The organism is Gordonia rhizosphera NBRC 16068 (assembly GCF_000298195.1).
Lineage (GTDB): Bacteria > Actinomycetota > Actinomycetes > Mycobacteriales > Mycobacteriaceae > Gordonia > Gordonia rhizosphera.
Genome location: NZ_BAHC01000245.1, coordinates 1 through 26,735 on the forward strand (window position 1 = coordinate 1; position 26,735 = coordinate 26,735).

At 67.5% G+C, this 26,735-nt stretch carries 21 protein-coding genes; 8 read left to right on the forward strand and 13 right to left on the reverse strand.

Features of this window, described 5'->3' with window-relative positions:
* The 3 genes from GORHZ_RS28155 to GORHZ_RS28165 form a co-directional block, all read left to right on the forward strand.
* Positions 1-1,950, forward strand: a 1,950-nt coding sequence (locus tag GORHZ_RS28155) for a DEAD/DEAH box helicase (RefSeq protein WP_006339330.1), incomplete at its 5' end; no start/stop codon positions are given.
* 237 nt (positions 1,951-2,187) lie between these two features.
* A complete protein-coding gene (locus tag GORHZ_RS28160) occupies positions 2,188-2,910 on the forward strand; it encodes a flavodoxin family protein (protein ID WP_040533930.1) in 723 nt (240 codons plus the stop codon).
* Positions 2,911-2,980: 70 nt separating this feature from the next.
* Positions 2,981-3,547, forward strand: a complete 567-nt coding sequence (locus GORHZ_RS28165; RefSeq protein ID WP_006339332.1) for a dihydrofolate reductase family protein — start codon at positions 2,981-2,983, stop codon at positions 3,545-3,547.
* A 44-nt stretch (positions 3,548-3,591) separates the two neighbouring features.
* On the opposite strand, the gene GORHZ_RS28170 is transcribed toward GORHZ_RS28165, so the two are convergent.
* The 3 genes from GORHZ_RS28170 to GORHZ_RS31160 form a co-directional block, all read right to left on the reverse strand.
* The gene (locus GORHZ_RS28170) at positions 3,592-6,915 is read right to left on the reverse strand and encodes an ATP-binding protein (RefSeq protein WP_006339333.1); all 3,324 of its coding nucleotides are present in this window, start codon (positions 6,913-6,915) and stop codon (positions 3,592-3,594) included.
* Between the two features lie 156 nt (positions 6,916-7,071).
* On the reverse strand, positions 7,072-8,235 hold the full coding sequence (locus GORHZ_RS28175) for an epoxide hydrolase family protein (RefSeq protein ID WP_006339334.1): 1,164 nt from the start codon (positions 8,233-8,235) through the stop codon (positions 7,072-7,074).
* A 180-nt stretch (positions 8,236-8,415) separates the two neighbouring features.
* Positions 8,416-8,631, reverse strand: a complete 216-nt coding sequence (locus GORHZ_RS31160) for a hypothetical protein (RefSeq protein ID WP_157205392.1) — start codon at positions 8,629-8,631, stop codon at positions 8,416-8,418.
* 483 nt (positions 8,632-9,114) lie between these two features.
* Between GORHZ_RS31160 and GORHZ_RS28185 the strand changes: the two genes are divergently transcribed.
* Positions 9,115-9,459: a hypothetical protein gene (locus tag GORHZ_RS28185; RefSeq protein ID WP_040533933.1), complete on the forward strand. Its 345-nt coding sequence runs from the start codon at positions 9,115-9,117 to the stop codon at positions 9,457-9,459.
* A 39-nt stretch (positions 9,460-9,498) separates the two neighbouring features.
* Here the strand turns inward: GORHZ_RS28185 and GORHZ_RS28190 are convergent, their stop codons facing one another.
* From GORHZ_RS28190 to GORHZ_RS28205, 5 genes are all read right to left on the reverse strand, one after another.
* Positions 9,499-10,893 (reverse strand): amidohydrolase family protein, encoded by a 1,395-nt coding sequence (locus tag GORHZ_RS28190; RefSeq protein WP_006339337.1) that lies wholly within the window; start codon positions 10,891-10,893, stop codon positions 9,499-9,501.
* Positions 10,890-11,012 carry a hypothetical protein gene (locus GORHZ_RS32040; RefSeq protein ID WP_280986662.1) on the reverse strand — a complete coding sequence of 41 codons (123 nt, stop codon included), beginning with the start codon at positions 11,010-11,012 and terminating at the stop codon, positions 10,890-10,892. Before GORHZ_RS32040 ends, GORHZ_RS28190 begins: the two co-directional genes overlap by 4 nt.
* On the reverse strand, positions 11,009-11,254 hold the full coding sequence (locus GORHZ_RS32045) for a hypothetical protein (RefSeq protein WP_040533934.1): 246 nt from the start codon (positions 11,252-11,254) through the stop codon (positions 11,009-11,011). The genes GORHZ_RS32040 and GORHZ_RS32045 overlap by 4 nt, the downstream gene beginning before the upstream one ends.
* Before the next feature lie 64 nt (positions 11,255-11,318).
* Positions 11,319-12,299: a ketopantoate reductase family protein gene (locus tag GORHZ_RS28200; RefSeq protein WP_006339338.1), complete on the reverse strand. Its 981-nt coding sequence runs from the start codon at positions 12,297-12,299 to the stop codon at positions 11,319-11,321.
* An 80-nt stretch (positions 12,300-12,379) separates the two neighbouring features.
* A complete protein-coding gene (locus tag GORHZ_RS28205; protein ID WP_157205393.1) occupies positions 12,380-13,294 on the reverse strand; it encodes a phosphatase PAP2 family protein in 915 nt (304 codons plus the stop codon).
* A 142-nt stretch (positions 13,295-13,436) separates the two neighbouring features.
* Between GORHZ_RS28205 and GORHZ_RS28210 the strand changes: the two genes are divergently transcribed.
* Complete coding sequence (locus tag GORHZ_RS28210; protein ID WP_006339340.1) at positions 13,437-15,089, forward strand: nuclease-related domain-containing DEAD/DEAH box helicase; 1,653 nt, start codon at positions 13,437-13,439, stop codon at positions 15,087-15,089.
* 20 nt (positions 15,090-15,109) lie between these two features.
* On the opposite strand, the gene GORHZ_RS28215 is transcribed toward GORHZ_RS28210, so the two are convergent.
* A complete protein-coding gene (locus GORHZ_RS28215) occupies positions 15,110-18,433 on the reverse strand; it encodes an ATP-binding protein (RefSeq protein WP_006339341.1) in 3,324 nt (1,107 codons plus the stop codon).
* A 232-nt stretch (positions 18,434-18,665) separates the two neighbouring features.
* Here GORHZ_RS28215 and GORHZ_RS31170 point away from each other — a divergent pair, with 232 nt between their 5' ends.
* Positions 18,666-18,818: a hypothetical protein gene (locus tag GORHZ_RS31170; RefSeq protein WP_006339342.1), complete on the forward strand. Its 153-nt coding sequence runs from the start codon at positions 18,666-18,668 to the stop codon at positions 18,816-18,818.
* Positions 18,819-18,961: 143 nt separating this feature from the next.
* On the opposite strand, the gene GORHZ_RS28220 is transcribed toward GORHZ_RS31170, so the two are convergent.
* The 4 genes from GORHZ_RS28220 to GORHZ_RS28235 form a co-directional block, all read right to left on the reverse strand.
* Positions 18,962-21,172, reverse strand: a complete 2,211-nt coding sequence (locus GORHZ_RS28220) for an HIRAN domain-containing protein (protein ID WP_006339343.1) — start codon at positions 21,170-21,172, stop codon at positions 18,962-18,964.
* Between the two features lie 713 nt (positions 21,173-21,885).
* Complete coding sequence (locus GORHZ_RS28225) at positions 21,886-23,157, reverse strand: vWA domain-containing protein (protein ID WP_006339344.1); 1,272 nt, start codon at positions 23,155-23,157, stop codon at positions 21,886-21,888.
* A 132-nt stretch (positions 23,158-23,289) separates the two neighbouring features.
* Positions 23,290-23,988 carry an SGNH/GDSL hydrolase family protein gene (locus GORHZ_RS28230; protein WP_006339345.1) on the reverse strand — a complete coding sequence of 233 codons (699 nt, stop codon included), beginning with the start codon at positions 23,986-23,988 and terminating at the stop codon, positions 23,290-23,292.
* Positions 23,985-25,427 carry an MFS transporter gene (locus GORHZ_RS28235; protein ID WP_006339346.1) on the reverse strand — a complete coding sequence of 481 codons (1,443 nt, stop codon included), beginning with the start codon at positions 25,425-25,427 and terminating at the stop codon, positions 23,985-23,987. Before GORHZ_RS28235 ends, GORHZ_RS28230 begins: the two co-directional genes overlap by 4 nt.
* Before the next feature lie 126 nt (positions 25,428-25,553).
* Here GORHZ_RS28235 and GORHZ_RS28240 point away from each other — a divergent pair, with 126 nt between their 5' ends.
* Positions 25,554-26,168: a TetR/AcrR family transcriptional regulator gene (locus GORHZ_RS28240; RefSeq protein WP_006339347.1), complete on the forward strand. Its 615-nt coding sequence runs from the start codon at positions 25,554-25,556 to the stop codon at positions 26,166-26,168.
* A 39-nt stretch (positions 26,169-26,207) separates the two neighbouring features.
* Complete coding sequence (locus GORHZ_RS28245; RefSeq protein WP_006339348.1) at positions 26,208-26,705, forward strand: hypothetical protein; 498 nt, start codon at positions 26,208-26,210, stop codon at positions 26,703-26,705.
* Positions 26,706-26,735 lie beyond the last annotated feature (30 nt).

Here is a 26,735-nt window from a genome sequence, read left to right on the forward strand (position 1 = left end):
GCGGTGGCCGCCGCGACCTTCACGGCACTGCGCCAGACCATCAGTCTGTCCCTGCCGGAGACAGCCGTGATCTGCGGTGAGTTCCTACCCGACCTACGCGAACATCCCGACATCCGCGTCGACTATCAGTGCGCGGACGAGTTCCGGCCTGCCGAGTTCGATCCGGAGATCGCGTTCAGCTCGGCCGACGAGGAGGCCGGCAATGACTGGTTCGGGCTCGCGGTCACCGTCACCGTCGGTGATGTTCACGTACCGATCGCCGACCTGATTGCTGAACTATCTTCCGGCGCGACCCATATGCTCCTGCCGAACAACGAGTATTTCGCGCTGGACACCCCGGAGCTACGTAAGCTCGCCGACCTGCTGGCCGAGGCCCGCTCACTCGGTGAGATCGACTCCGGCCGGGTCAGCACGCACAGCCTCAACGCCACCTTCTGGGAGGAACTGCTCGCCCTCGGTGTGGTCGACAGACAGCTGGCACAGTGGCGCACACGCATGGCGCGGTTGGCCACAGCCACCCCGCCGCGGCCTGTGAAACCCTCACGGCGGCTCAAGGCGGACTTGCGTGACTATCAGCATGACGGTCTGAACTGGTTGACGTTTCTGTGGAAGAACGGGCTCGGCGGGATCCTCGCCGACGACATGGGGTTGGGGAAGACGGTGCAGACCCTGGCGCTGGTGGCGCGGGCCGTCGACGCCAACCGCGACACCCGATTCCTGGTGGTGGCACCCACCAGCGTGGTGCCGAACTGGGTGGCCGAGTGCGGCACGTTCGTGCCCGGGTTGCGGGTCGCGGCGATCACCGCGACCGAGGCCAAGTCCGGTCTCTCGGTCGCCGAGCAGGTCGAGGGCGCGCACATCGTGGTCACCTCCTACACGCTGTTGCGACTGCTGTTCGACGACTTCGAGAAGTTCCGGTGGGACGGCGCGATCTTCGACGAGGCGCAGTTCATCAAGAACCACACGGGCAAGACCCACCAGTGCGCGCGGCGCCTGGATGCGCCGTTCAAGCTGGCCATCACCGGCACGCCGATGGAGAACAATCTGATGGAGTTGTGGTCGCTGTTGTCGGTGACCGCGCCCGGTCTGTTCGCGTCGCCGACCGCGTTCACCGACTACTTCCGCAAGCCCATCGAGTCCGGGGCGGCTCCGGATCGGCTGGCCACGCTGCGCCGGCGGATCAAGCCGGTGATGCTGCGGCGCACCAAACAGCAGGTGGCCGTCGATCTGCCGCCGAAGCAGGAGCAGGCGATGGTGCTGGATCTGTCGTCGAAGCACCGCAAGATCTACGACACCCGCCTGGCCCGGGAGCGGCAGAAGGTGCTCGGCTTGTTGGGGGATTGGGAGAAGAACCGTTTCCAGGTGTTCCGGTCGTTGAGTATGTTGCGGCAGTTGAGTTTGCATGCGGCGTTGGTGGATTCGTCGCACAACGCGGTGAACTCGGCGAAGGTGGATTATCTGGCCGAGCAGCTGCCCGCGCTGGTGGACGAGGGGCACAGTTCGTTGGTGTTCAGCCAGTTCACCGGGTTCCTCGACATCGTGCGGGCCCACCTCGACGCGGCGGGTATCCCGTACAGCTATCTCGACGGGTCGATGTCGGCGAAACAGCGCGACGCGGCGATCCGACGGTTCACCTCCGGCGCTACCCAGGTGTTCCTGATCAGTCTCAAGGCCGGCGGATTCGGGCTCAACCTCACCGAGGCCGACTACTGCTTCGTGTGCGATCCATGGTGGAACCCGGCCGCCGAAGCGCAGGCCGTCGACCGGGCGCATCGCATCGGGCAGCAGCGCCCGGTCAACGTCTATCGGCTGGTGTCCGCGGACACCATCGAAGAACGGGTGGTGCGTCTACAGGACCGCAAGCGGGCGTTGTTCGACGCGGTCGTCGACGACGGTGAGCTGTTCGGTACCGCGTTGAATGCCGAGGATATTCGGGAGATGCTGGCGTAGGGGTCGTGACCGGTGCGGTTCGCGTAGTGACGACGAAATCCGTTCCAGGCGTGGCCTCGATATGCCGGGCTCGCGGGCTCGCGCGGCTACTCGATCGGCGGTGGGGGTGGTCTCGATATGCCGGGCTCGCGGGCTCGCGCGGCTACTCGACCAGCGGTGGGGGTGGCCGCTGCCCATTCGGGCAGGGCTTGTCCGAAGACCGGCATGTCGCGCGCCCCCGAGCGGGACACTGAGCGTATGTCCGAGCCGAAACCGCCCGCCGACTACAGCGACCTGCGGGCGCTATTCATCAACTGCACTCTGAAGCCGTCGCCCGAGTTGAGCCACACCCAGGGCCTGATCGATATCAGCACGCACATCATGGCCACCAATGGCGTCGACGTGGAGGTCATACGGGCCGCCGACCACGACATCGCCACCGGCGTCTGGCCCGATATGCGCGAACACGGCGCCGCGACCGACGACTGGCCCGAGATCTTCGAGAAGGTGCTCGCGTCGGACATTCTCGTCCTGGCTGGCCCGATCTGGTTGGGCGACAACAGTTCCGTGATGAAGATGGTGCACGAACGGCTCTACGGCGGATCGCATCTCCTCAATGACGCCGGACAATACCTGTACTACGGCCGCGTGGGTGGATGCCTCATCACCGGCAACGAGGACGGCATCAAGCACTGCGCTCAGAACGTGCTGTACACGCTGCAGCACATCGGCTACACGATTCCGCCGCAGGCCGACGCCGGCTGGATCGGTGAGGCCGGACCCGGCCCGTCTTACCTCGACCCGGGGTCGGGCGGCCCGGAGAACGATTTCACCAATCGCAACACCACATTCATGACCTGGAACCTGATCCATTTTGCCCGTCTGCTCAAAGATGCCGGCGGCGTCCCGGCGTACGGCAATATCCGCTCGGGCTGGGATGCAGGCTGCCGCTACGACTATCAGAATCCGGAATACCGGTAGGTCGCGCAACGACGTGGCAACAGCTCGTGGCGTCGCGATTAGTTTTGCCTTCAGGTGAAGTCTGACCTGTATGGGCAAACTCATCTATGGCTTCAACGTGTCGGTGGACGGCTACATCGCGGATGCACAAGGCAGCATCGAGTGGGCCGATCCGACCGAAGAACTGCACCAGTACTGGAACGACTTCGAGCGGGAGACCGCCCTGTCGTTCTACGGTCGGCGGCTCTATGACCTGATGTCTGCGTACTGGCCGACTGCCGACCAGGACCCGGACGCCGCCCCACTGATCGTCGACTTCGCCCGCATCTGGCGCGACATGCCCAAGGTCGTGTTCTCGCACACCCTGCAGTCTGTCGACTGGAACTCCCGCCTGGAACGCGGCGACCCGGTCGAGGTGGTGACGAAGCTGAAAGCCGACACCGACGGCCAGCTGGAGGTGGCCGGCGCGACGCTGGCCGCGCCGATCGTGCAGGCCGGACTTGTCGACGAATACCGGATCGTCATCGCGCCCACTGCCGTGGGCGGCGGCACCCCGTTCTTCCCGACCCTGCCGTCCTGGATCTCGCTGCGACTGTTGGAGAACCGCACCTTCCCGGGTGGCACGGTCCTGCTGCGCTACGAGGCGAAGCACGACTGATCGCACTCCAACCTGGCGGCGGATCGAGGGACAGCGCCCACCTGTCACCCCACCCGGCCGATCTCCTCCAGTCCCCGTCGGACCTTCTCTTCCACCTCGACCACGATCTCCCGGTGCCGGGCAGCAGCCTCATGATCGCCGACCAGCTCGGCCAGTTCAGCGAGTACGACGTCCATCGGCCCGAAAGTCACGCTGCCCGAATTGAGTCCGGCCACCGTACCGGAGAATGCGGCGAGTTCCGCGTAGAGTTCGCGGCCGTCGGAGACCATATCCAGGCGGGCCAGGGCCTGGGCGTGGAATGCGGTCATCGCGGTCCACCAGTAATCACGATTCAACGCTGGGCGTTGTTCGGCCAGGATGCGGGCCTCCTCGGTTCGGCCCGCGTCGAGGAGCGCCACAACATAGACCCAGCTCGCCCTCCCGGGGGCTCGTCGGTAGAAGGCGAGAGCCTCGTCAAGGAGGTGCGCGCACGACCCCCGATGCCACGCGATGACGAGTCTTCCGACCAGTCCCACATCGGCGCCGGTCGGGAGGCCGGCCGCGATCAGGTTCGCCGACAGCGTGGCGTAGCCGATCTCGGCGGCCTCGAGGTCACCGCTCAGCACGTCGAGAACGGCGTTGTACGCGGACAGCACGACCACCAGTTCACCGACCCGACCGCTGCTCGCGGTCTGCAGCCCGTGATTCATCTCGGCGACCGCACCGGGTATGTCCGTCTGGGCGTTGCGCGCCTGAAACGTTCCCCACCGGGCGGCCGCCTGATAGGCGAGACTACCCAACTCCTGTGCAGCTCTGAGGGATTCGGCGGAAATCACCGGCATGTCGGTGCGCATATCCGGTCCGAGGGCGGTGTAGAAATGGGCATTGAGTGCCGCGCAACGCAACTCGAGATCGTCGAGCTCTTGTGCCAGCTCGACGGCCTCCCGCGAACAGGCGGCGGCACCGTCGACGTCGTTGCCTTCGAGTTCCAATGCCGCCGTGACCAGCAACCGCGCACGGGCGGCGCCGGACGTGGACGGCAACATCTCCGACAGGGCGGTCGTCATGATCGGATCGGATCCGCCTTGTGGGCGGGTCGACCAGATCTGCGGGGTGCGCCAGCACGTGAGCACGTCGACGATGACATCGCGGTCGCCCAACTCCTGTGCCAAGGCGAGTGCCTCGTTGCGACGTGCCCGGGCCTCGATGACGTCGCCCTTGTAGGCCAGCGCAGTGACCAGATTCCGCATCGCGTCGATGAGCGCGACGCGGTCGACGACGTCGGCAGTCCGACGATCATGGCCGGCCAACAGGTGCAGGTTGATACTCGCCCGCCACAACGGCACGGAGTCGGCCTTGAATTCGGTGGCAAAACGCTGGTGTGCCACGGGTTCCACCAGAGCGAGGGCCTCCGCGGCGGTCGACGTGCCAGCGCCGAGCGCCGCATGGTGGGCGAGCTCGTCGGGATCGTGGAGTGACCGCGTGCGCAGGGTCAGCATGGTCTGCCAATGCATCCGGCGTCGGCGCAGTGCCGGGATGGCGTCGTAGACGGCATCCCGGACGAGGACGTGGTTGAAGCGCACCTGGTCGACCGTGGTGGTCAGCAGACCTGCGACCACCGCAGTGTCGATCGTATCGAGCACGGCGTCCTCGGTGTCCGCATCGTTTCCATTCGGCGAGGGCCACAGCGTCACGAGGATGTCGATGTTGGCCTCGCGCCCGCACACCGCGGCCAGCCGCAGCAGTGACGCGGTGTCCGCGGGGAGTCGGTCGATGCAGCGCAGCAAGACGTCCCGCACGCCGTCGGGCACCGATGTGGTCGCCTCCCGCGAACCGCGAGAGGCGACCAGCTTGGCCAACTCACGTACGAAGAGCGGGTTTCCGTCGGTGCGGTTGCGCAGCAGTTCGAGGGTGCCAGGGTCCAGCGGCCACAAGCCGACCGAGCGGGCGATACCCTCGATCCCGGCATCCGACAGACCTTGCAGAGCCAGCAGATCCACCGTCACCGCCACGAGCGACGCACTGGACGCGAGCAGTTCCGTGCCGGCCTCCGACGGCCGGTAGGTGGCCACCACGAGGATCGGACGCTCCGACATCCAGGTGACCACCTGCCTCAGCACCTGCAGGGTCGCGCTGTCCGCGCGATGCACGTCGTCGAGGACGAGCAACAGGCCGTCGCCGCTGGTCTGCTCGACCGCGGTGACCACACGGCGTGCCAGCTGGAACGGATCGTCGGCGTCGTGGACCGCGCCGAGGCCCTCGAGGATCTCTCGCCACGCCCACGCCGACGGCGCGCCGTCGACCTCCGGACAATGCCCGATCGCCGTGGCCCACCCTTGGAGGCGGAGGCGTTCGGTAAACGTCTGGGCGAGTGTGGACTTGCCGCCGCCGGCCTCCGCGGTGACCCACACGATGCGCAGTCCGGTCTCGGCGGCGGTGCCGGCGTGCTCGGCGAGTTTCTCGAGTTCGGTCTCACGGCCGGCCGGTTGCCGGCGCGCGACGATGGTGCGGGAGGACTGCGCTGTCTCGGGTGCGTCCGTGGTGTCGCGCGAGACGGCCGGTTCGGCCACCACGGAGATCGCGGTCGGCCTCGCGTCGGTTCTTGTCAGCAGCGCCGGATCGTGGCGCAGGATGGCCTGCTCGAGCTGTCCGATCGCCGGACCCGGATCGACGCCGAGCTCGTCGGCAAGGTAGGTCCGCAGCCGGCGCAGCGTGTCCATCGCGTCGGCCTGCCGTCGCAGCTGATACTGCGCGTGCGCCAGCAGACGGAAGAGTTCCTCGCGGGTCGGGTAGCTATCGCACAGCGCAGGAAATGCGACCGCGACCTCGTCGGGCCGCCCCAGGTCGAGGGCCGCGGCTGCGCGCTGCTCGAGCGCGGTCATCCGCAACTCCGTCAAACGGGCGACCTCGGGGATCGCCCACGCATCGGTGGCGTGCACTCCATAGGGTTCGCCCGACCACAGATCAAGGGCAGCGGTGAGCCGCCGGTGGCGAGTGGCCGGGTCGGCGCCCGGGTCGCCGACGAGGTCCTCGAAATGCCAGACGTCCACGTTGTCGCGGGGCAGCCGCAGCGCGTAACCGGGTGGTTCGCTGACCAGGATGCGGGCGGGCGTGCGCGGCGCACGATCGGGCTCGACGACACGGCGCAGGTTCGAGATATTCGCTTGCAGACCGGTCAGCGCCTTCGGCGGCGGTTCGCCATTCCACAGATCGTCGATGAGCCGGTCGGTGGACACCACGTGACCGCCCGCGGCCACGAGCCGGGCGAGGACGGCCCGCTGACCGCGCGGACCGAGTTCGGCCGGCTGCGACTCCATCTCCAGACGGATCGGACCCAGCATCGACACCCGCACCAACGCGGGGTGCGCCTGATCGCGGCGCTCGGACATCGTGTCACGCTCCTCGGGGCCCCTGCCTGACTCGCAGAGCGTAGCGCGCGGACGTCCGATTCGTGGTGTTGAACGTCGTCGTGGCCGAAGCGCCGGTGCCGCGCTGGGGATGGCGAGGCGTGCCGTCGCATCAGCCCTGAGTTGGTTGGCGCTTTCTTACACCTGACGGTAGCGCCGGAAGAAGGTCCGCAACTCCTGCGCGTACAGCTCGGGCTCCTCGAACGGTGCGAAATGACCGCCGCGTTCGGGTTCGGAGAAGTAGACGGTGTTGGCCACGCGTTCGAGCCAGGCGCGGGGAGGACGCACCACGTCGCCACCGAAGATCGAGAACCCGGACGGCACCTCGACGCGGCGCGCATGCTGCTCGAGCGGGATCGCGGCGTTCGCGTGATAGGTCCGCATCGACGAGCCGATGGTGCCGGTCACCCAGTACTGCGTGACCAGTGTCAGGATCTCGTCCTTGGTGAAGGCGCGTTCGACGACGCCGCCGCAGTCGCTCCACCCGTGCAGTTTCTCGACGATCCAGGCGGCCAGACCGGCCGGTGAATCGGTCAGCCCGACGGCGGCGGTCTGCGGCTTGGTGCGCTGCATCGCCGCGTACGCGCCCTCGACGGCACCCCACTGGGCGGCGCCGGTCAGCCAGGCGCGCTCGGAGGGGGTGAGGTCTGCCGGGTCGCCGGTGAATACGGGCACACCGGCATCGGTGCGATGCACCGCAGTGATGCGATCGGGATGGTCGAGGGCGAGGAAACGACTGACGTGGCTGCCCATGTCGCCGCCGGCGGTGACGAACCGGTCGTAGCCGAACGCGCCCATGAGGTCGGCCCACAGCCCGGCGACGGCCCGCGTGTCGAGCGGTGCGCCGATCGGCCGATCCGAGTACCCGAACCCCGGCATGTCGGGCACGACGACGGCGAACGCGTCGGCGGGGTCCGCGCCGTGCGCGGCCGGATCGGTCAACAGGTCGATGACCTTGAGATAGCGCCAGAACGAATCGGGCCAACCGTGGTTGAGCAGCAACGGCAGTGCGGGAGCCGGACTCGCCGACTTCACGTGCATCGCGTGGATGTGCAGGCCGCCGACCTCGACGAGGAAGTGGGGAAGCCGGTTGATCGCGGATTCCTGTGCATACCAGTCGAACTCGTCGATCCAATAGGCGACGAGCTCCTGCAGGTACGCGACGTCGACACCGAGTGTCCAGCCGAACCCATCGGCCCCCTCGGGCCAGTGGGTCGCGCGGAGGCGCGCCCGGAGGTCATCGATCACCGCGGGGTCCGTCCGCAGGACGAACTCCTGAGGTATGCCGCCGCTGTCGCTCATGGTCTCAGGCTACGCGGGTCGTCGAGTTCGGTCAGCCACTGTGTTCGAGGCTCGTCGTCGACGAACGAAGCCGCAAACAAATTGCGGGCCAGAGTGATCAGCGGGGTGCGGTACGCCCTGGGCGGCGGCCTTGGTCAGGTACGCCGCGGCGCCAGACCGGTCAGTTCGGGCAGGCCCCTATCAGGACAATCCGCCGGCGGTCCCGGGAGAATTGTCCGAGCGGGTCGTGCCGCGGCCGTAATCGGTGCCGGTGGTGGTCGCGGTGGCGCTGATGGTGGTGCCGTCCCCGCTGCGTGACATGTCGGTGTCCGCCGTTGCGGCTCCGGCACCCACCACGGTGAGGCCGGATATCGCGGCGCCGAGGATGATTGCCTTCAGCGGGGCGGTTCGTAGCATTGTGTGCACCTTCCGGGTTACGTTCTGTGTGATTGCGGCCACGTATAGAATCGCTGACCAATGTGAAAACCGGCTGAGAAGGATGTATGTTTTCTCATCGAATGTGCCTGCGCCCTGCTGATGGCTGGCGCGTGCCGCATCGACCATGCCGAATCATGCACGGCTGGTGGGTGTTTCGAATCGATACTGCATCATTGGATATGAATATTGCAGCACCACAGTAGTATTCAGTCGACACTGAGGAAGGGTGACGCCCCGGGCAATGTGGTGCCCGCGGATCGTCGGTCTGAATCCGGCTACTTTCCGATTCTTTCTTCCCACGGAACAGCCACGCCTCGGCGTCGTCGGGTGGATAATTGAGGAGACGATCGTCAACGGTGATGATCGGCCGCGCGCAGCGTGGCGAGTTCGGCGAAGAGGTGTGCGGTGCCCGGTGACAGTTCGCTTCATGGCCCGACGCATGATCGGGGCTACCTCGACAGAATGCTCATTGCTGGCCTCGGGCTCGTCGGCGCAATCTCCACGATCGTCTTGTCGGCGATTCCGATGACGATCGGTGTGGACAGCAGTCCCGTCGTGGTCGCCATGGTCGGGTCGGTGAACACCTTCGGCTATGTCGCGTTGGTCCTGCTCGCGGCGCGCGCGCCCATCGTCTGGGGGCTGGTCAGCCGCCTGTGTCTGCTGATGGTCGCAATCTCGGTGCTCGGTGCGGTGGTGCCGATGTCGATGTCGGGCACCGCCGTCGCCGGGACGAGCTTTCTGGTGGCGATGTCGTCGCTGATGGCGTTCATCATCCTGGGGTATGCACTGTTGGACCGGGATCGCTGACGCATTCAGCAGGCGAGGCCACGACGGGTGCGTCGGACACTACTTCCCCTTCTTTGATACCGACGGCGGCCACGCGGGGTGAATACCCGACGCCGCCGCCGAGGCGATCATGCGTTGTGTGAGTTCGTGATCCGCTTGCGCGCGCAGCGGATGGTCGGCCTTGCGGCTCCATACCGAGGTGCCGCCGACGATGACCTCACGCAGGTTCCGCAGCCCGCAACCCAGCACGTAGGTCGCGACGGGATCCCAGATGGGGCCGGAGTGCGGGGCATACGGATCGACCACCAACAGGTCCGCGAACTTACCGACCTCCAGCGAACCCACCCGGTCGGCGACGCCGATGGCCGCTGCGGAACCGATCGTGTGCAGCGCAAGCACAGTCGCAGGCGTCAGAATCGACGCGTCGCTGTGCAGCCCGCGCTGTAGGAACAGCCCGGTCCGCATGTTCTCGAACGGATCCGAGACGTCCGTACAGGATTGGTCGTCGACACCCATACCCACGGTCACCGAGTCGTGCAGGAGGCGCGGGATGTCGGCGATACCGGAACCGAGCCGTCCGTTGGACATCGGCTGCCACACCACCGATGAACCGGTCTCACGGACCCGGGACACCATCGTCTCGGTGGGATGGACGAAGTGGCCGAACGCGAAATCGGGGCCCAGCACGCCGGCGGCGTCGTACCAGTCGAACTTGGCCTGCTGGACGTCGATCTGCTCGGCGGTCTCCACGAAGTGCGCCTGATTGGTGATGCCGTAGCGGTTCATCAGCGTGCGTTCGCGGTCTGCGGTCACCGGCGAGGACGATGTCTGCACGGCTCCGTACACCGAACCACCCAGATTCTGGTCCGCAGGCACCGTGTCGAGGTGGCGCATCACTGCGTCGAAGCCGGCCAACGCGTCGCTTTCGGGGAGCTGCTCGTCGTCGAGCCGTACGCTGGTGACGAACCGGATACCCGATTCGGCGAGGCCGTCGACCTGACGGGTGACGAACTCCGCGGAGTGCACTCGCTCCGGCCGCAGCACCGAGCGCTCGTAGTCGAAGATCGCGATCACACGCGACTGGGTGAAGTTGTACACCGACGTGATGCCACACGACAGGTGATCGAGCCCGCCGGCCAGCGTCATCCAGTACAGGTCGTCGGGCTCGGCGCCGAGCAGCATCTGACTGTTGAGCGACACCCATTCGTAGAGCGGGCTGCTCGCTGCCACGCCGCGCATGCCGCCGGTGTAGATGTGGCTGTGCGCCGACACGAATCCCGGTGCCAGAAAACGACCTTCCAGATCGTGGTGCGGCAGCGGGGCATCGGCGGGCGGCGAACCCTCACCCATCCCGGAGATCCGGCCGCCGTCGTCGACCGACAACCAGCCCCAGAACCAGGGCTGGTCGCCGCTCACCGGCAACACGAGCGCGTTGTGGTAGGTCGCTGTGGTCATCTGGGCAGGACCTCGGAGGTCCAGGCGTCGCCGTCGCGTCGGAACCGGGTCCGCTGCGACGGCCCGTCGGCTTCGCTGAGCAACACGTTGATGTCGAATCCCGCGCTGCCTGTAATCATGAACGTACTCTTCCTGGATCGAAGGTGGAGATGTCGTCGAGTGCCGCCACCACCTCCCGGACCCGCTCCTCGAACAGCTTCTCACTGATGCCGCCGTCTGCGCTGGAGCGCCGGATTCTCTCGACGGTCTGCTGTGGGCGAGTCCTGGTCGCCGCCCCCGCGATGTGATGGTGGGTGGACGATGGGTGATGCGTGACGGGACTGCTGATCGCGGATTCGAGGGGATTGGCGAGCGAGCTCAACGGTCTGTTGGTTCGTCGCGAGCGTTCCTGAGCGCGGTCCGACGGGCTGCTCGAAAGACCGACCTCAGGCCGGTCGGCCCCTATCCAGCACGCGCAGTGCGTCTGCGGCGTCCAGACTTCCGGCCGGCAGATGTTCACGCACGAGCCGTGCCGTCTCCGTCTGCACCAGCTCATTGACCGGGGTGGGGATGCCGTGCAGCCGGCCAAGCAGCACAATTTCCCCTGCCAGGTAGTCGATCTCGACGTCGTCGAGTCCACGCTGGAGACTCTGCCACGTGGAGCTGCCGAGGCTGTGCTCCCCGGTGTCGCGGCGCACCATGTGGTGGTCGCGGCGTTCCCGGTCTACCTCCTTGCCGACCATCTCGATTCCGGCCGCGGTGATCGCCGCCTCCGCTTCGCGGCGCGCACGATGGATCAGCTCACCGAAGGCCTGACCATCCGGGCGGTAGCAGGCGTCGATTCCGTTGACGACGTTCAGGACGAGTTTGCGGTACTTCCACGCCATGATGTCGTCGCGCGGTTCGGCGAGGAACCCGGCACTGCGCAGAGTTGCGGCGATGGCGTCGGTGACCTCGTCGACACCGGTGGGGAATCGCCCGACGTCGAGGATGCCGGGCACGGCGGAGGAGCCCTGGATCACCACGCCGGGTGCGAGATGCAGGGCCATGATCATCACGCACATCGCGTAGGTGTTCGGGAACCGGCGCAGGATCTCCCGCTCGTTCACCACACCGTTCTGAGCCGACACGATCGGCGTCGTGCGCGGGGCGTGGGCGCGCAGGTCGTCGAGCGCGGTGGTCGTCTGCTGCGACTTCACACAGAGGAGCACGACGGTGTCGTCGGTCCAGTCGATCTCGGCCGCGCTTGCCGCCGCCGGGATCGGCAGGGTGTGTCGGCCGTCGGCGGCGTCGAGGACGAGCCCGTTGTCCCGGATTGCCTGCAGATGAGCACCACGAGCGATCAGCGTCGTCGGCGTGCCCGATCGGAACAGCTCCGCACCGACCACACCGCCGACGGCGCCGGCGCCGTAGACGACGACGTGCATGGCATCCAGGGTAGGCAGGTGGCCTGCGTTTTGGCCGGCAAGCCTCACGCCACCAGACCCCGGGTGACGATGACGCAGTCTCAGCTGACCGATGCGCGATCCATCCCGTGGTCACCCACGCCGGGCAGCACCATCGCATCCGGCAGGTCCTCCGACGCCACCCGAACAGGCTGTGTACCCGCACCGGGCAGCAACACGGCCAGCATGACCGCGGCGACCGTCGCGATCCCGACCGTCGTCGTCACCGGCCACAGCTCCGGGTAGTACATGGCGACGATGACGGGTCCCGCGATCACTATCCCGACGCCCGTGAGGACGCGGGTGAACGGCATCGTCCCGACCTCGCCGCGGTGCGGATCGGGCAGCAGCGCGCCCACGCCGGCGACCAGGATCGTCGAGATCACCACGTCGCTGGGCCGATGCCATCCGGCGGCGATCACCCCGAACTCGATGACGACCAGCCAGCTGCCGGCGATCAGCGCGACCATCGGCCGCACGCGGGTGGGCGTGGCGAGTATCAACGCAACCACGAACGCCGTCGCCGCGGCCGCGTGACCGCTCGGCGCCGAGTTGATGGTCTCCGGAATCCAGTCGTGGAGCTGCGGGCGGACCAGCACGTCATCGCGCAGAACCCGGGCGACCAACGCGACCACCGGCGGAAACAGCAGTAGCACCGCCGCCACCCCGGCACGCCCGGCCGTCGACCGCCCACGCTGCGGACCCCACCGGATCTGGGAGAGCACGACCACCGCTGCCGCCGCGCCGATCCACAACGAGGGATTCGACACCACGTGATAGTCGAGGATCGTCGGCACCTCAGAGGCCGGTGCGACGCTGCGAGACGTGTCGAACAACGCCTGGTCGATCCGTTGCCCGAGCGCGGTCCGCACCGCGAACACGAACGCCACGCCGGCGACCAGCACCGACGCGACAGCCCACACCCACGACCGGACCCGTCGCCGGGGTCCGGTGGGAGGCGTCGTCGCAGTGGTCACCGGGAGAGGGTAGTGGGTAACCATGACGAATCCCGAATTCTCGTCGGGAAATGGTCCGGAAGTCCTCCATTCGGCCGACGCGCCCGGCGATGTCGGGGCGATGTGCGACCGTCGAAGCAGACCGACGACGAGGAGCGCGACGATGCCGCAGTTTCACCCGGACGCCCCGCGGTTCGCGACGACCAGTGAGGAACTGATCTGGACTCTGCTGCGTGATCAGCTGTTCGACGAGGATCTCGTCGTCTGTGGTCAGCGCGTCACCAATCACGACAAGGACTTCGAGATCGACTTCCTCGTCGCCATCGAGGGTGCCGGCATCGTGAGTATCGAGGTCAAGGGCGGCGAGGTCTGGCACGACGGCACCACCTGGCTGCAGGCCGTGCACGGTCGGCCGCCGAAACAGATCGACCCCGTGGCCCAGGCACGCGATGCCTGCTACGCGCTGCGCGAGTTCGTGGAGGCCGACCCCCGCTGGACGGTCGGCCGTTTGCGGTGGGATCACCTGGTGGTGCTGCCCCATACCGAGATCCCGAGCGACTTCGCGCTGCCCGACTGCCCGCGCTGGAAGATCATCGACCGTACCCAGCTCGACCAGCTGCTGCCGCTGATCCGTCGGGTGCCGTTGGAGCGGACCGGCGACGAGCCGCGCCTCACCGCCAAGGGCATCGACCAGCTCCGCACCGCGCTGAGCGGGCGCGGTCTACCGCAGCGCGACGTCGTCGCGCGTGCTCTGGAGAACGACAGCGTCGCCGACACGCTCACCGACGACCAGGCGATCATCCTGCGCGCGATCACCCTGCTGAACCGCGTCGAGATCCGCGGTGGCGCGGGTAGCGGCAAAACCTACCTCGCGACCGAACAGGCGCGACGACTCGCCCACGCCGGCCGGCGGGTGGCGCTGGTCTGCTACTCACACGGCCTGGCGTCGTACCTCAAACGGCTCACCGCGGCATGGAACCGCCGCGACTGCCCGGCCTACGTCGGCGAGTTCCACGCCCTCGGCATCGAGTGGGGTGCGCCCGCCGGGCCGAGCGAACTGGAGCGGTCGAAGGAGACAGCGCAGTTCTGGGAACACGACCTGCCGCGGCAGATGCTCGACCTCGCCGAACGACTGCCGCTGGGGAAGCGGTTCGACGCCATCGTCGTCGACGAGGCGCAGGACTTCGCCGACGAATGGTGGCGGCCGATGCTCGCCTGCCTGCGCGATCCCGACGAGGGCGGTATCTACGTGTTCAGTGACGAGGCGCAACGCGTCTTCGACCGGCAGGGGTCACCGCCGGTGCCGCTCGTCCCGCTGGTGCTCGACCACAACCTGCGCAACACCCGCCAGATCGCGACCGCGTTCAAGCCGCTCGTCGGGCAGCGGATGGAACTGCGTGGCGGGGACGGCCCCGCGGTCCGGTTCGTCGCATGCAGTCCCGAGGACGCGCTCGACGTGGCCGACGATCAGATCGACCCGCTCCTCGAGGAGGGCTGGCGGCCCGAGGACATCGCGCTATTGACCACCGGCAGCCGTCACCCCGAACAGATCGAGCGTCAGGACGACGGCAACGAGGCGTATTGGGCCACGTTCTGGGACAAGGAGCAGGTCTTCTACGGACATGTGTTGGGGTTCAAGGGATTGGAGCGGCGCGTCGTCGTGCTGGCGCTCAACGAGTCCAAGCCGCGGGATCGGTCCACCGAGCGGCTCTACGTCGGCCTGTCCCGCGCCCGCGACCAGCTGGTCATCTGTGGTGACCCGGAGTTCGTGCGGGAGGTCGGTGGGCAGGACGTCGCGCGGCGGTTGGGGTTGTAGTGATAGCAACGCAGCCGCGCTCACCCCAACCGCCCTATCTCGGCCAGCCCGCGTCGGATCTTCTCCTCCACCTCGACGACGACCTCCCGGTGCCGGGCCGCGGCCTCGTGATCGCCGATCAGTTCGGCCAGTTCCGCGAGCACGACATCCATCGGCCCGAAAGTCACACTGCCCGAGTTGAGTCCGGCCACGGTGCCGGAGAACTCGGACAGCTCCGCATAGAGCTCCCGACCCTCCTCGACCAAGCCCAGCCGGGCCAGTGCCCGGGCGTGGAATGCCTCCATCGCCGTCCAGTAGTAGTCGCGATGCGACGGCGGGCGGAGCTCGGCGATGACGCGGGCCTCCTCGGTACGCCCTGCATCGAGCAGCCCCACGACATAGACCCACCCGGCCCGCGCGGGTGCCTGCCGGTACAGGGCGAGCAGCTCGTCGATGAGATGCGCGAACGAACCCCTATGCCACGCGACGACGAGTTTCCCGATCAGGCCGAGGTCGGCGCCGTTCGGCAGGCCGGCCGCAATCAGGTTGGCCGACAAGGTGGCATAGGCGATCTCGGCTGCCTCTAGGTCGCCGCTCAGTACGTCGAGAACCGCTTTGTATGCGGACAACACCACCACGAGCTCGCCGACCCGGCCGCTGCTGGCGGTCTGCAGGCCGCGGTCCATGGCTGCGACCGCACCGGGGAGGTCCGTCTCGGCGCTGCGTGCCTGGAACATGCCCCAATGGGCGGCCGCCTGATATGCGAGACTTCCCAACTCCTCTGCTGCGCGAAGAGATTCCGCTGCGACGATGGGCAATTCGAACCGTAGGTCGGGGCCGAGGGCGGTGAAGGCTCGGGCGTTGAGCGCCGCGCACCGCAATTCCAGATCGTCTCCGGCCCGGGCCAGATCGACCGCCTCGCCCGAGCAGGCGATCGCGAACCCCGGGTCGTTGCCCTCGAACTCCATTGCCGCCGTCACGAGCAACCGCGTCCGGGCGGCGCCGGAGACCGAGGGCAGCATCTCCAAGACCGCGGACGTCATCACGGGGTCCGCACCACCCTGGGGTCGGGTCGTCCAGATGTGCGGAGTGCGCCAGCACGTGAGCACATCGAGGATGACATCGCGGTCACCCAGTGCCTGCGCCAACCCGAGCGCATCGTTCCGACGAGCCCGGGCCTCGTTGACATCGCCCTTGTAGGCCAACGCGGTGACCAGATTCCGCATGGCGTCGATGAGGCCGATGCGGTCGGCGACGTCGGCGGTGGGATGGTCGTGACCGGCCATCCGGTGGAGGTCGACACCGGCCTGCCACAGCGACACGGAGTCGGCCTTGAACTCTGAGGCGAACCGTTGGCGTGCAACGGGTTCCACCAGTGTGAGTGCTTCGACGGCGGTCGAGGTGCCCGCGCCGAGGGCTGCGTGGTGGGCGAGTTCGTCGGGGTCGTGGCGGGCACGTGCCCGCAGCGTCAGCATGGTCCGCCAGTGCATCCGGCGGCGGCGCAGCGCCGGGATCGCGTCGTAGACGGCGTCACGGACGAGGACGTGGTTGAAACGCACCCGGTCGACGGTGGCCGTCAACAGGCCCGCAACCACTGCCGAGTCGATCGCGTCGAGAACGACATCCTCGGTGTCCGAATCGGTTTCATCCGACGTCGGCCACAAGGTCACCAAGGTGTCGATCTCCGCCTCACGCCCGCACACCGCGGCCAGCCGCAGCATCGACGCGGTGTCCGGTGGCAGCCGGTCGATGCGGCGCAGCAGCACGTCGCGAATCCCGACCGGCACCGAGGTCATCGCCTCCTGCGGGCCCCGGGACGCGACCAGCTTGGCCAACTCCCGAACGAACAGAGGATTGCCGTCGGTGCGGCTGCGCAACAGGTCCAGCGTGCCCGGGGTCAACGGCCACAACCCGACCGAGTGAGCGATGTCCTCGATCCCGGCATCCGATAATCCTTGCAATGCAAGCAGATCCACGGTCACCGCGACCAGCGAGGCTCCCGACGCCAGGAGTTCGGCCCCGGCTTCCGACGGCCGGTAGGTGGCCACCACCAGTACCGGACGCTGCGCCATCCAGGTGACCACCTGCCGCAACACCTGCAGCGTCGCGCTGTCGGCACGGTGGACGTCGTCGAGGACGAGCAGCAGACCTTCTCCGGTGGTCTGCTCGGCCGCTGCGACCACGCGCCGCGCCAGCTGGAACGGATCGTCGGCGTTGTGCGCAGCGCCGAGTGATTCGAGGATCTCCCGCCATGCCCAGGCCGATGGCGCCCCGTCGACCTCCGGACAGTGCCCGACCGCCGTCGTCCACCGTTGTGCCCGGAGGCGCTCGGAGAATGTCTGGGCGAGAGTGGTCTTCCCGCCGCCCGCTTCCGCGGTCACCCATACGATGCGCAGGCCGGTCTCGGCGGCGGTGCGGGCGTGTTCGTCGAGCTTCTCCAGCTCGGTCTCGCGGCCGGCGGGTTGGTGGCGACTCGCGGTCTCGCGGTCGGCCTGCTCGATGTCGGGTGCCTCCGTGGTGTCGCTCAGGGTGGCGGTGGCCGAGGGCACTGTGGGGGCCACGACTGACCTGGTCGGTGTGAGCAGGGCCGGATCGTGCCGCAGGATCGCCTGCTCGAGCTGTCCGATCGCCGGCCCGGGGTCGACACCCAGTTCGTCGGCGAGGTAGGTGCGCACGCGGCGCAGCGTGTCCATCGCCTCGGCCTGCCGGCCCAGCTGATACTGCGCGTGCGCCAGCAGCCGGAACAGTTCCTCCCGGGTGGGGTACTGGCCGCACAGGGCGGGAAGCGCGGCGGCGACCTCGTCGGGCCGACCCAGGTCGAGGGCGGCGGCGGCACGCTGCTCGACCGCGGTCATCCGCCGCTCGGTGAGCCGGGCGACCTCGGGGATCGCCCATGCCTCGGTTGCGTATGGGCCGTACGGTTCCCCTGTCCACATGCCGAGGGCCTTGGTGAGTCGTTGGTGGCGGGTGACCGCGTCGGGGCCGGGGTCGTCGACGAGATCTTCGAACTCCCAGACGTCCACGCTGTCGCGCGACAGTCGCAGCGCGTAGCCCGGCGGCTCGCTGACCAGGATGCGGGCGGGTGCACGGGGAGGCCGATCCGGTTCGACGACGCGCCGCAGATTGGAGATATGCGCCTGCAGACTCGACAGCGCCTTGGGCGGCGGCTCACCATTCCACAAGTCATCGATGAGCCGGTCCGTGGACACCACGTGACCGCCGGCGGCCACCAGCCGGGCCAGCACGGCGCGCTGCCCGCGGGGCCCGAGGTCGGTTGGCTGGGAGTCCATCTCCAGACCGATGGCACCGAGCATCGACACCCGCACCGAGTGAGGGTGCGCCTGGTCTTCGACGCCCTCCGCCATCGTTCACGCTCCTACGGGCTGCCCTGACTCGCAGAGCGTAGCGCGCGCACGACGAGATGGTGATGGTTGAGTCTCGTCGGACCTGCCTAGCCGCAGAAACGGAGTCGGGGAGCGGGTGACCGGATGTATACCGCCCGGCGAATATCCGGCATTCGCGGCGCGCCTGTGGCCGGCCGTCGATACCATCGTGGTCGCACCACGGCACCGGTGCTGAGCGACGGAGGGCGAGTACATGCGTGAGAATCCGGCGGCCGGACAACCGGAGGATCCCGACTATTGGCGTCGGAAGTCTCCCCACGAGTTCGCCGGTCAGCCGGAGGATCCGGAGGCCTGGGAGGAGCAGGAGGAGGATTCCTCACCCAACGTGCCGCCGGCGATGGACTGAGGTGATGGACCGAGCACCGAATGTTGCTGGCGAGGGGTTCCAGCTGCGCCCCTGGCGGATGGAGCTGAGTTGTTCAATGAGTTCTCGGGCGTCGTCGCGTAGTCGCCCACGAAGTAGCGCCAGGCTCAGAAGTGACCGTCTGGTCACGAGTTGTATCTGGATCTTGCCTTTGCCTTGACCAACCGCTCATCGATCGAGGTGCTCCGTCCACCGACTGGGCATGCCCGTTGGTATCGCTCGAGAACGGCGATTTCGGCCGCGATGTCCCCGGCCTTGCGATGCAGAATTGCGGCCTGCTCTGTGAACCAGGGAGCAGGCGAGTCGCCGTGAAAGCGCGCGTCTTGTTCGGCGGCGTCGATGCATTCGTGTAGGAGGGATAGCGCGTCCTCATACCGGTTTGCACGCTTGAGTTCGTTGATCGGTTCGACCCATTCGACGAGATCCTGCCCACGGACCAGCCGGCGTCTCTGGTCCTCGGCTTCGCGTCCGCCCGCGGCCAGTCGTTCACGTCGGAGTTGAGCTTGATCTTCGGCGTCTTGTCGTGCTCGCGCTGCTCCCTCGGTCTCATCCTCGCGCGCGACGACGCGTTCGTAGGGCCCAAGGGTGATCCTGGCGTGCGGCGTGGAGCCGTCGGACAGGTAGACACGGCAGCGGATCTCGACGTCATGCCCTGGATGGTCATCGCGACGGATGACATCGCGGACGATGTCCGACTCAAACGCTCCGACAACGCCGACCAGGCGCTGATCGACATAGACCGCGACGCGGCCCCGACCTCGCGGATGGTGGTCAAGCTCGCGGACCACCGCCTTTGTGTAATAGGCCTGTCCCCTGGGTACTTGAGCCTTGTTAAGGATCGCGATGATGACGTCCATGTAGTCTTTCTCGCGCGCGAGTTCGGCCGCCTCGGGGAGTACGACCTCACGTGTCGGTAGCGGATCGACCAGCACGGTCTGCTTCGGATCGTTCCCCGGCTCACGTTCTGCATTCACCGCGACAGCCGGCGAGGGTCCCCGCAGCCCGGCGAGTTCACGGGCCCGAGCCAACCGGGTCCGCAGACTCTTCGTGCCTGCGTGTGACGGATCGGCGCGGAAGTAGCGTTCGAGTACGACGACCTCGCCTTCGTAGTTCTTGAGTGAGCGGTAGATGATCGCAGTTTGCTCGGTGGGCCATGAGACTGGGCAGGAAAACCACACGGCCGCATAATGTTCAGCCGCTGTGATGCAAGCGTCGAGTAGTGCCAACGCGCGTTCGGTGTCTCCATCGGCACGAGCTTGGGCCACGTCGGGGCGGTATGTCTCGAAGTCGCGGCCGTTGATGAGCTTTGCTGCGTCTGCCTCTTCCATCTGACGCAACAACCCGACATCGGTCAGCCGTTCGCTACCGTCGGGGCTTTGTCGGCCCGGCCATCTTGGTCGGTCGACGTACGCCCAGTCTGGTTCGCGTTCCTCGGTGGGGTCGAGGGTGACTCGCGCCGACCATTCATCGTGGTCGTTGGTCGCCCAGATCCGCGCGTCTACGACCGCTCGCTGGCGTGCCTTCTTTGCGCGCAGAACCTGCGCTTGCACGGCAGATGCGCGCTCCGCCGGAACGTACCCGACCTTGTGTTCTTCGACGTAAACCGCAACGGCGTGGCGATCGTGAGGATTCTTGGGCTCAGCGACGAGTTCGGCCTCCCGCCAGATCTGACCGCCCAACGGTTTTCCCGCGTGGTGAAAAAGTCGTGCGAAGGATTTCGGCTGATAGCTCTCGCCAGCGACCTCCATGTCTTTCACGGACAGGCGCGCGGCTTCACGGGGTTTCGAGACCTGTGGCGCCCCGGCGTCGGCAACGCGTCGCCCTCGTTCGACCTGCAGGCCGGTACGAGCGTTGCTCAGCCGCTGGTCTGCCGGAGATTGCGGGACGTTGGGCGAGTTCGAGGGGAAATCGGGGCGCAGCGAACTGCCTCTGGGCGTGATGGTTTCTGCGTTGTTCGGGACCGGTGCTGCCGCTGCGTTGGTGTCCGGCACAATCACGTCGGGGCGAGATCGATTGATCTCGGCGACGTGCACCAGCCAGTCCCGCAACTGCTCGAACGCGGGCTGCTTCTTTCTGGTGAAGACCACGGTAAATGGGTCGCCAGCTACCGGTTTCGTCGGACTCGCGCCAGCGACCACTACCTGAAGATGGCCATTGACCAGACGAGTGGCTGCCCTGTACTGAACCCCAACCACAGACTCCAGCGGAACACGAATTCCCGTGCCGAACGCTGCGGCGGTGAGGGTTCCGTTGACCTTTGCGATCGAGGTCCTATCGACGTCGAATCGAGCGCCGTGGCCCTCAAAGCTGGTTGTTGGGGTGTCCCATGTGTTCAATTACGCAACCCGCCTCATCGGCTGATGCCTCTCTCGTGCGTCCGGTCCCTTGGTCATCGTGCAGGAGCGAGAATATCGGCGGGGTGCGACACCCGTCACGTTCACGCCGCTACTCGATCAATCCGTACACCGCTGTGGCGATGAAACTCAGGTTGTGCGATCGCGGTGCGCAGGCGGGCCATGCGGAAAGAACGACGCGCGGGCCGGCTCTCGCCCCGCGCGAGGAGGTCGTCGCGGGTGATTGTCTGAGGCATGACCACCCGATGCCATGAGGACCGTCGCTTGCTGGCGCTTCGCTCCTCATGGAGCGGGGACCTTTGCATGCTCGGTTCTCAGGGTCTTGCCGAGGTTCGGCGAGCGTGCTCCTCCGGACCCGAGTGCTACGCCTCGGAAGTCGTCTCCCCGAACTTGGCGGTGACGCTTCGGCGAACTCAAGGCGCGACGCACATACTCGTCGCGGAAGAGCCCGCTGCCGTGCAGGGCGCAGCGTGATGCGAGTCGGGCCAACCCGTCGGCGCCCTCGTTGAGTGGCCGGTGTGACCGTGCAGCCACTCGATCGAAAAGCTGTGCTGCCGAGCATGAATGCGCTGCCGGGCCTGCACCAGTCCGGCCCTGCCTGTCGATCGGGTCGTGGTGTAGCCGGTCGGCAGCAGTCAAGTCTCCCTGCCGAGACTTGACTGCCCGCATCAGTTCCGCGTCGCCGCTGCGCGTCGTCATTCTTCGCGCCGACCGCGCTTGCGGTTGCCACTGTGGTACGAATCCCGCGTCATTTTCGACGCGTAGGCGGCACCGGCGACCGGCACGCTCGCCGACAGCCCCTCGATCATCCGGATCTCGCCCTCGATCACCGCCCGATCCTCCTCGCCGGCCATCTGCGCCGCGGACCGCAACCGCTCCCGCGACGCCTGCAGGTAGGCCTCGCCGGCAACAACATCCCCGGACTCGTACGCGCGCGACGCCTCGAGCTTCGCGGCCTGCCCCTCCTGATACAGCTTCTCCGACTGCACCTTCGGATCGGGCACCCGCTCGCCGAGTTCGTCACCGGGCACCACGTTCACCGAGATCGGCAGCGACACCGTGTGCTCGGTCAGCGTCGCGGTCTCGACATACAGCAGCTCCAGCTCCGCGACCTGCGCCAACCCCAGCGCGGCCAGCCCGTCGACCTTCATCCGCAGCAACAGCTTGCGCGCCTCGAGCGCATACAGGTCGCCGAGTTCGATCATCACCTCGGTATCGCCGATCTGGTGCGCGGGTAGATCGTTGTACAGCGACACCTCGTGCACCTGCGGCACCCACCGCACAGTGAGCGTCACCGCCTGCGCGGACTTCGCCAGCAAGCCGGCGACCTCTCCCGCGATCGCTGCGCCGGCGGCGTCCGGATCGTCGGCGAACACGTGGTTGCCGTTGCCCGCCCTTGCGATCACCGACAGCAGCGACTCGTCGTAGCCGCGGCCGTAGCCGAGGGTCGAGGTGACGATACCGTCGGCGGCCGCCTTCGCGGTGATGCCGGCGAACTCGTCGTGGTCCCGGATCCCGGCGTTGACGTGGCCGTCGGAGATCACCAGCACCGTGCCGCCGCGCACCCCGGCCTTCCGGGCGCCGCGTCGGAGTTCCTGCAGGCCACGCAGGTACCCGGACGACAGGTCGGTGCATCCGCCGGGCGTGATCGTGGAGATGAGATCGACGGCGCCGGCTTTGTCGGACAGTGGCGCGGCCGGGATGACCACCTGAGCGGCGTCGTCGAAGGTGACGACCCCGAACACGTCGGACGGATCGAGCTGCGCGACCACCCCCGCGAGGGCCTTCTGCGCCCCGGCGAGCGGGGGCCCGGACATCGAACCGCTGCGATCGAGCACCACCTGCAGGGCGGTGGGGGCGCGGTCGACCTGCGGACCTTCGGGGGCCTGCAACTCCAGCAGAACGGTGACCTCGTCGGTGGCCTCGAGGGCCAGGACGTTGACGTCGAGTGCGGCAGAGAATTTCATCGCGAACCCTTTCTCGTGCCCCGGCGTCGCACCGAGGAGACTTTACGTGTTTCCGAGATTACCTCTTTGCGCGTAATCTCGCATAGTCGGTTGGCGGCGTTTGGTCGGTCAACCGACCATGCCCACATCGTCTCAGGCGGTACCGACAATTCCGGCGTCAGCGACCGCGCCATACCCCGCGAGCGACCTCGTCACCTCCGAGGCGACCACCGCCTGCCCGGCCATGGTCAGGTGGATGTGGTCGCTGCTGAGCCAGTTCCCCCGCAGCCGGGCGGGATGATCCCAGAACTCGGTCAGCACCGCGTCGTAGCGGGCGGCGACCCGGCGGACGATGTCGGCGAACTCGACGAACTGGGGGCGCAGCGAGCGAAACTCGTCGACGAAGACGTCGGCGAGGGTGAACATCGACAGCGTGGCCCCGGTCGTGGCCACCATCGAGCACAAGGTGTCGAGGTCGTCCTCCACGTCGCGTGGGTCGGCACCGTGCAGAAACAGGTCGTTGCCGCCGCACGAGATGTGCACCAGATCCGGCCGGAAATCGAGGACGCTGCCGAGCTGCTCGGTTTCGACGTCGAGGATCGTGGCGCCGATCCGGCCGGTATTGAGGTAGGCGAAGTCCGGGCGCGACCCGAGGGCATCGGCCACCCGATCGGCCCACGAGATGTCGGCGTACCCCGGCCACGGGTCGCCGACACCGGCGGCGATGGAGTCGCCGATGACCGCGTAGCGCCGCCACCCGGTGTCGGCCAGCAACTGCCGGGCGGTGGCCGGGGACAGGACCAGCGGGTCGTCGGACTCGGAGTAAATGGGTGCGATGTCGTTGATGGTCATCGGTTCGTCTCCTCGGCGGGGGTGTTGATGATTGCGGTGGAGTTGGGTCGGGTCGGGATGGCGATGCAGGCGGCCGCGGCCAGAGCGACGGCGGCGCACACGGCGAACAGGGTGTGGAAGGCGGTCAGCGGTCGGCCGGGATCGGCGGCGAGTATCGCGGCGAGGATGGCGACACCCAGCGCGCCACCGGCCTGCTGTGACGTCAGGTTCATCCCGATTCCCGCGGCGAACTGTTGCGGCGGTGACGAACTCGCGGCCGAGGTGCCCAGCACCGTGATCGCCATGCCGATACCGGTGCCGCCGAGCACGCCGGCCGGCACCCACGCCGACCAGAGCGCGGGGTCGGCGCCCCACACGCCGGTGCTCATGTACAGCGTCGACGCGGCGAACAGCAGAGCGCCGATGACGCCGAGGCTGCGTTGGGTGTCCGCGGATGCGCGGCCCGCGACGACCGCACCGACCATGGCGGCGATTGCGCCGACGCTCATCGCCGCGGCTGATTCGAGGACCGTGAATCCCCAGATGGCATCGAGCCACAGTGGTCCGGCGAGCAGCCAGGCGAACATGGTGACCCCGAAGACGAACGACGCGGCGTTGGTCAACGCATACTCGCGGTTACGCCACAGGCCCACCGGGATGGCCGGACGCGGATGACGGCGCGAGCGCACCAGCGCCACCGCCAACAGCACCGCGCCGGCGCCGACGCACAGCCACGTCCGCCAGTCCCAATCCCATTGCTGCCCTTCGGTGACGGCCGCGACCACGGCGCCGATACCCAGTGCTGTGGCGACCGTGCCGACGAGATCGGGCAGTCCGCGACCGCCGCGTGGCACGTCGGCGGCGATCAACACGCCGACCGTGACGAGGGCAGCGACCACCGGGACGTTGATCATGAACACCGACCGCCAGCCGAACCAATCGACCAGCGCACCGCCGATGCCGGGGCCGACCGTCGCCGCGAATCCGCCGGCCGCGGTCCATGCCGCGATCGCGGTCCCGATCCGTTCCGGGGCGGTGACACCGAGCACCAGGCCCAGGCCGGCGGGGATCATCAACGATGCCGATGCGCCCTGCAGGATGCGGCCGGCGATGAGCCAGCTGACGTCGGGGGCCAGCGCGCACAGCAGGGAGGTGAGTGCGAAACCGATTAGTGCACCCAGGAATACGCGTTTGCGGCCGATGGTGTCGGCGAATCGGCCGGCCGGGGTGAGAAAGGCCGCGAACGCCACCGCGTAGCCGCTGACCACCCAGGTGAGGGTCGTCGTCGGCACGGAGGTGAAGTCGTCGGCGATGGATGGGAAGGCGATGTTGACGACGGACAGGTCGAGGAACGCGACGAACGCGGCACCGCAGGCGACGAGCAGTGCGAGCCGTGCCGATCGGGGGTCGACGGTGGGTGGGTGAGTCGGCAGGGTGTCCGACTCGAGTGCCTTGGTCATGGGACTCCTCCTGGAGTCGAGGCGGGGCATGGACTACAAAGTGAACGGACGGTCGTGCGTTTAGTTGTGAGATGACCGTACGACCGATCGTTCGACTTTTCAAGAGGGCGGTGCCACGATGGACTCATGACCGGACCGACGGAGATCTCGGACAAGCGCCTGCTGAAGGGTGCAAAGGCCCGCGCGACCATCGCGCGCCATGCCGCCGACGTCGCCTCGGTCGACGGTCTCACCGGTCTGAGCCTCGGCAAGCTGGCCGCCGACCTCGGGCTCAGCAAGAGCGGCGTGTCCACCCTGTTCGGCAGCAAGGAGAACCTGCAGCTGGCCGCGATCGAGGCGGCTCGCGAGGTGTTCGTCGACCACGTCATCGTCCCCGCGCTGCCCGAGCCGACGGGTATGCCGCGGCTGCGCGCGCTCGTCGACAACTGGCTGGCCTACGTCAGCGATCCCGTCATGCCGGGAGGGTGCTTCCGCGTCGCCACCACCGTCGAGTTCGACAGCCGCACCGGCCCGGTGCACGACGCGATCGACGCCGATCGCAAGGATTGGCAGGCGTTCCTGGAGAAAGAGATTCGAGCCGCGCAGACCCAGGGCCACCTGACCGGGCGGGAACCGCATGCCGTGGCCTTCGCCCTCGACGCCATTGTCGGGGCGGCCAACACCGGCGCGCGGATGGGCGACGAGTCCGCGTTACCCACCGCACGGTCCATCATCGAGAATCTGCTCGGAGACGGCGCGTAGTCTGCAACCCGGACCAGGTTTCGTGACGAAGGGGGCCAGATGACTGCGCCGGACCCGACTGCGCGTGAGTCATCCGGACCCCGGCAACGCCGCATGCTCCTGCGGGTGGCGGGTGGTGTCGTCGTCGCGGTGATCCTGGCCTTCGCCGGTTGGCGGGGTTACGTCGCGGTCCAGGACCGTGAGCACAAGAAATCCGAGGCGATCGAGCAGTGTCTCGACGCGATCCACGCGGACATTCGCGAGCGCCTCGAAGGCGCCGGGACGTCGGCCTCCGAGGCCGCGAAGCAGGCCGAGCATGCCGAGTTCGCCAAGGTCGACGCCCACGCCACGAGCCTCAGCGACGACGACCTGACGCTGTTGCGCGATTCCGGGCGTACCCGCGACGACGTGTCCCGGGACTGGGCGGTCGACGGCGAGGTGGAGATCCCGGGCGATCTGCCGAGCGCCGCCCGGCTGGGCCCCTTCAACCGATTCGACTGCACCGCCGTGGTGTTCAAAGACGGCACGGTCCTGGTGACGCACCAGCAGATCAACTGACCTGATAGAACAGCGCACGACCCGACATCG

What these genes read in the sequence shown, in the direction of transcription:
- GORHZ_RS28210 (WP_006339340.1), top strand. Translation starts at nt 13,437, where the DNA reads ATGCCGCAGTTTCACCCGGACGCCCCGCGGTTCGCGACGACCAGTGAG.
- GORHZ_RS28225 (WP_006339344.1), bottom strand. Translation starts at nt 23,157, where the DNA reads ATGAAATTCTCTGCCGCACTCGACGTCAACGTCCTGGCCCTCGAGGCC.
- GORHZ_RS28185 (WP_040533933.1), top strand. Translation starts at nt 9,115, where the DNA reads ATGCTCATTGCTGGCCTCGGGCTCGTCGGCGCAATCTCCACGATCGTC.
- GORHZ_RS31160 (WP_157205392.1), bottom strand. Translation starts at nt 8,631, where the DNA reads ATGCTACGAACCGCCCCGCTGAAGGCAATCATCCTCGGCGCCGCGATA.
- GORHZ_RS28160 (WP_040533930.1), top strand. Translation starts at nt 2,188, where the DNA reads ATGTCCGAGCCGAAACCGCCCGCCGACTACAGCGACCTGCGGGCGCTA.
- GORHZ_RS31170 (WP_006339342.1), top strand. Translation starts at nt 18,666, where the DNA reads ATGCGTGAGAATCCGGCGGCCGGACAACCGGAGGATCCCGACTATTGG.
- GORHZ_RS28200 (WP_006339338.1), bottom strand. Translation starts at nt 12,299, where the DNA reads ATGCACGTCGTCGTCTACGGCGCCGGCGCCGTCGGCGGTGTGGTCGGT.
- GORHZ_RS28215 (WP_006339341.1), bottom strand. Translation starts at nt 18,433, where the DNA reads ATGGCGGAGGGCGTCGAAGACCAGGCGCACCCTCACTCGGTGCGGGTG.
- GORHZ_RS28245 (WP_006339348.1), top strand. Translation starts at nt 26,208, where the DNA reads ATGACTGCGCCGGACCCGACTGCGCGTGAGTCATCCGGACCCCGGCAA.
- GORHZ_RS28235 (WP_006339346.1), bottom strand. Translation starts at nt 25,427, where the DNA reads ATGACCAAGGCACTCGAGTCGGACACCCTGCCGACTCACCCACCCACC.
- GORHZ_RS28170 (WP_006339333.1), bottom strand. Translation starts at nt 6,915, where the DNA reads ATGTCCGAGCGCCGCGATCAGGCGCACCCCGCGTTGGTGCGGGTGTCG.
- GORHZ_RS28165 (WP_006339332.1), top strand. Translation starts at nt 2,981, where the DNA reads ATGGGCAAACTCATCTATGGCTTCAACGTGTCGGTGGACGGCTACATC.
- GORHZ_RS28190 (WP_006339337.1), bottom strand. Translation starts at nt 10,893, where the DNA reads ATGACCACAGCGACCTACCACAACGCGCTCGTGTTGCCGGTGAGCGGC.
- GORHZ_RS28240 (WP_006339347.1), top strand. Translation starts at nt 25,554, where the DNA reads ATGACCGGACCGACGGAGATCTCGGACAAGCGCCTGCTGAAGGGTGCA.
- GORHZ_RS28230 (WP_006339345.1), bottom strand. Translation starts at nt 23,988, where the DNA reads ATGACCATCAACGACATCGCACCCATTTACTCCGAGTCCGACGACCCG.
- GORHZ_RS32040 (WP_280986662.1), bottom strand. Translation starts at nt 11,012, where the DNA reads ATGATTACAGGCAGCGCGGGATTCGACATCAACGTGTTGCTCAGCGAA.
- GORHZ_RS28175 (WP_006339334.1), bottom strand. Translation starts at nt 8,235, where the DNA reads ATGAGCGACAGCGGCGGCATACCTCAGGAGTTCGTCCTGCGGACGGAC.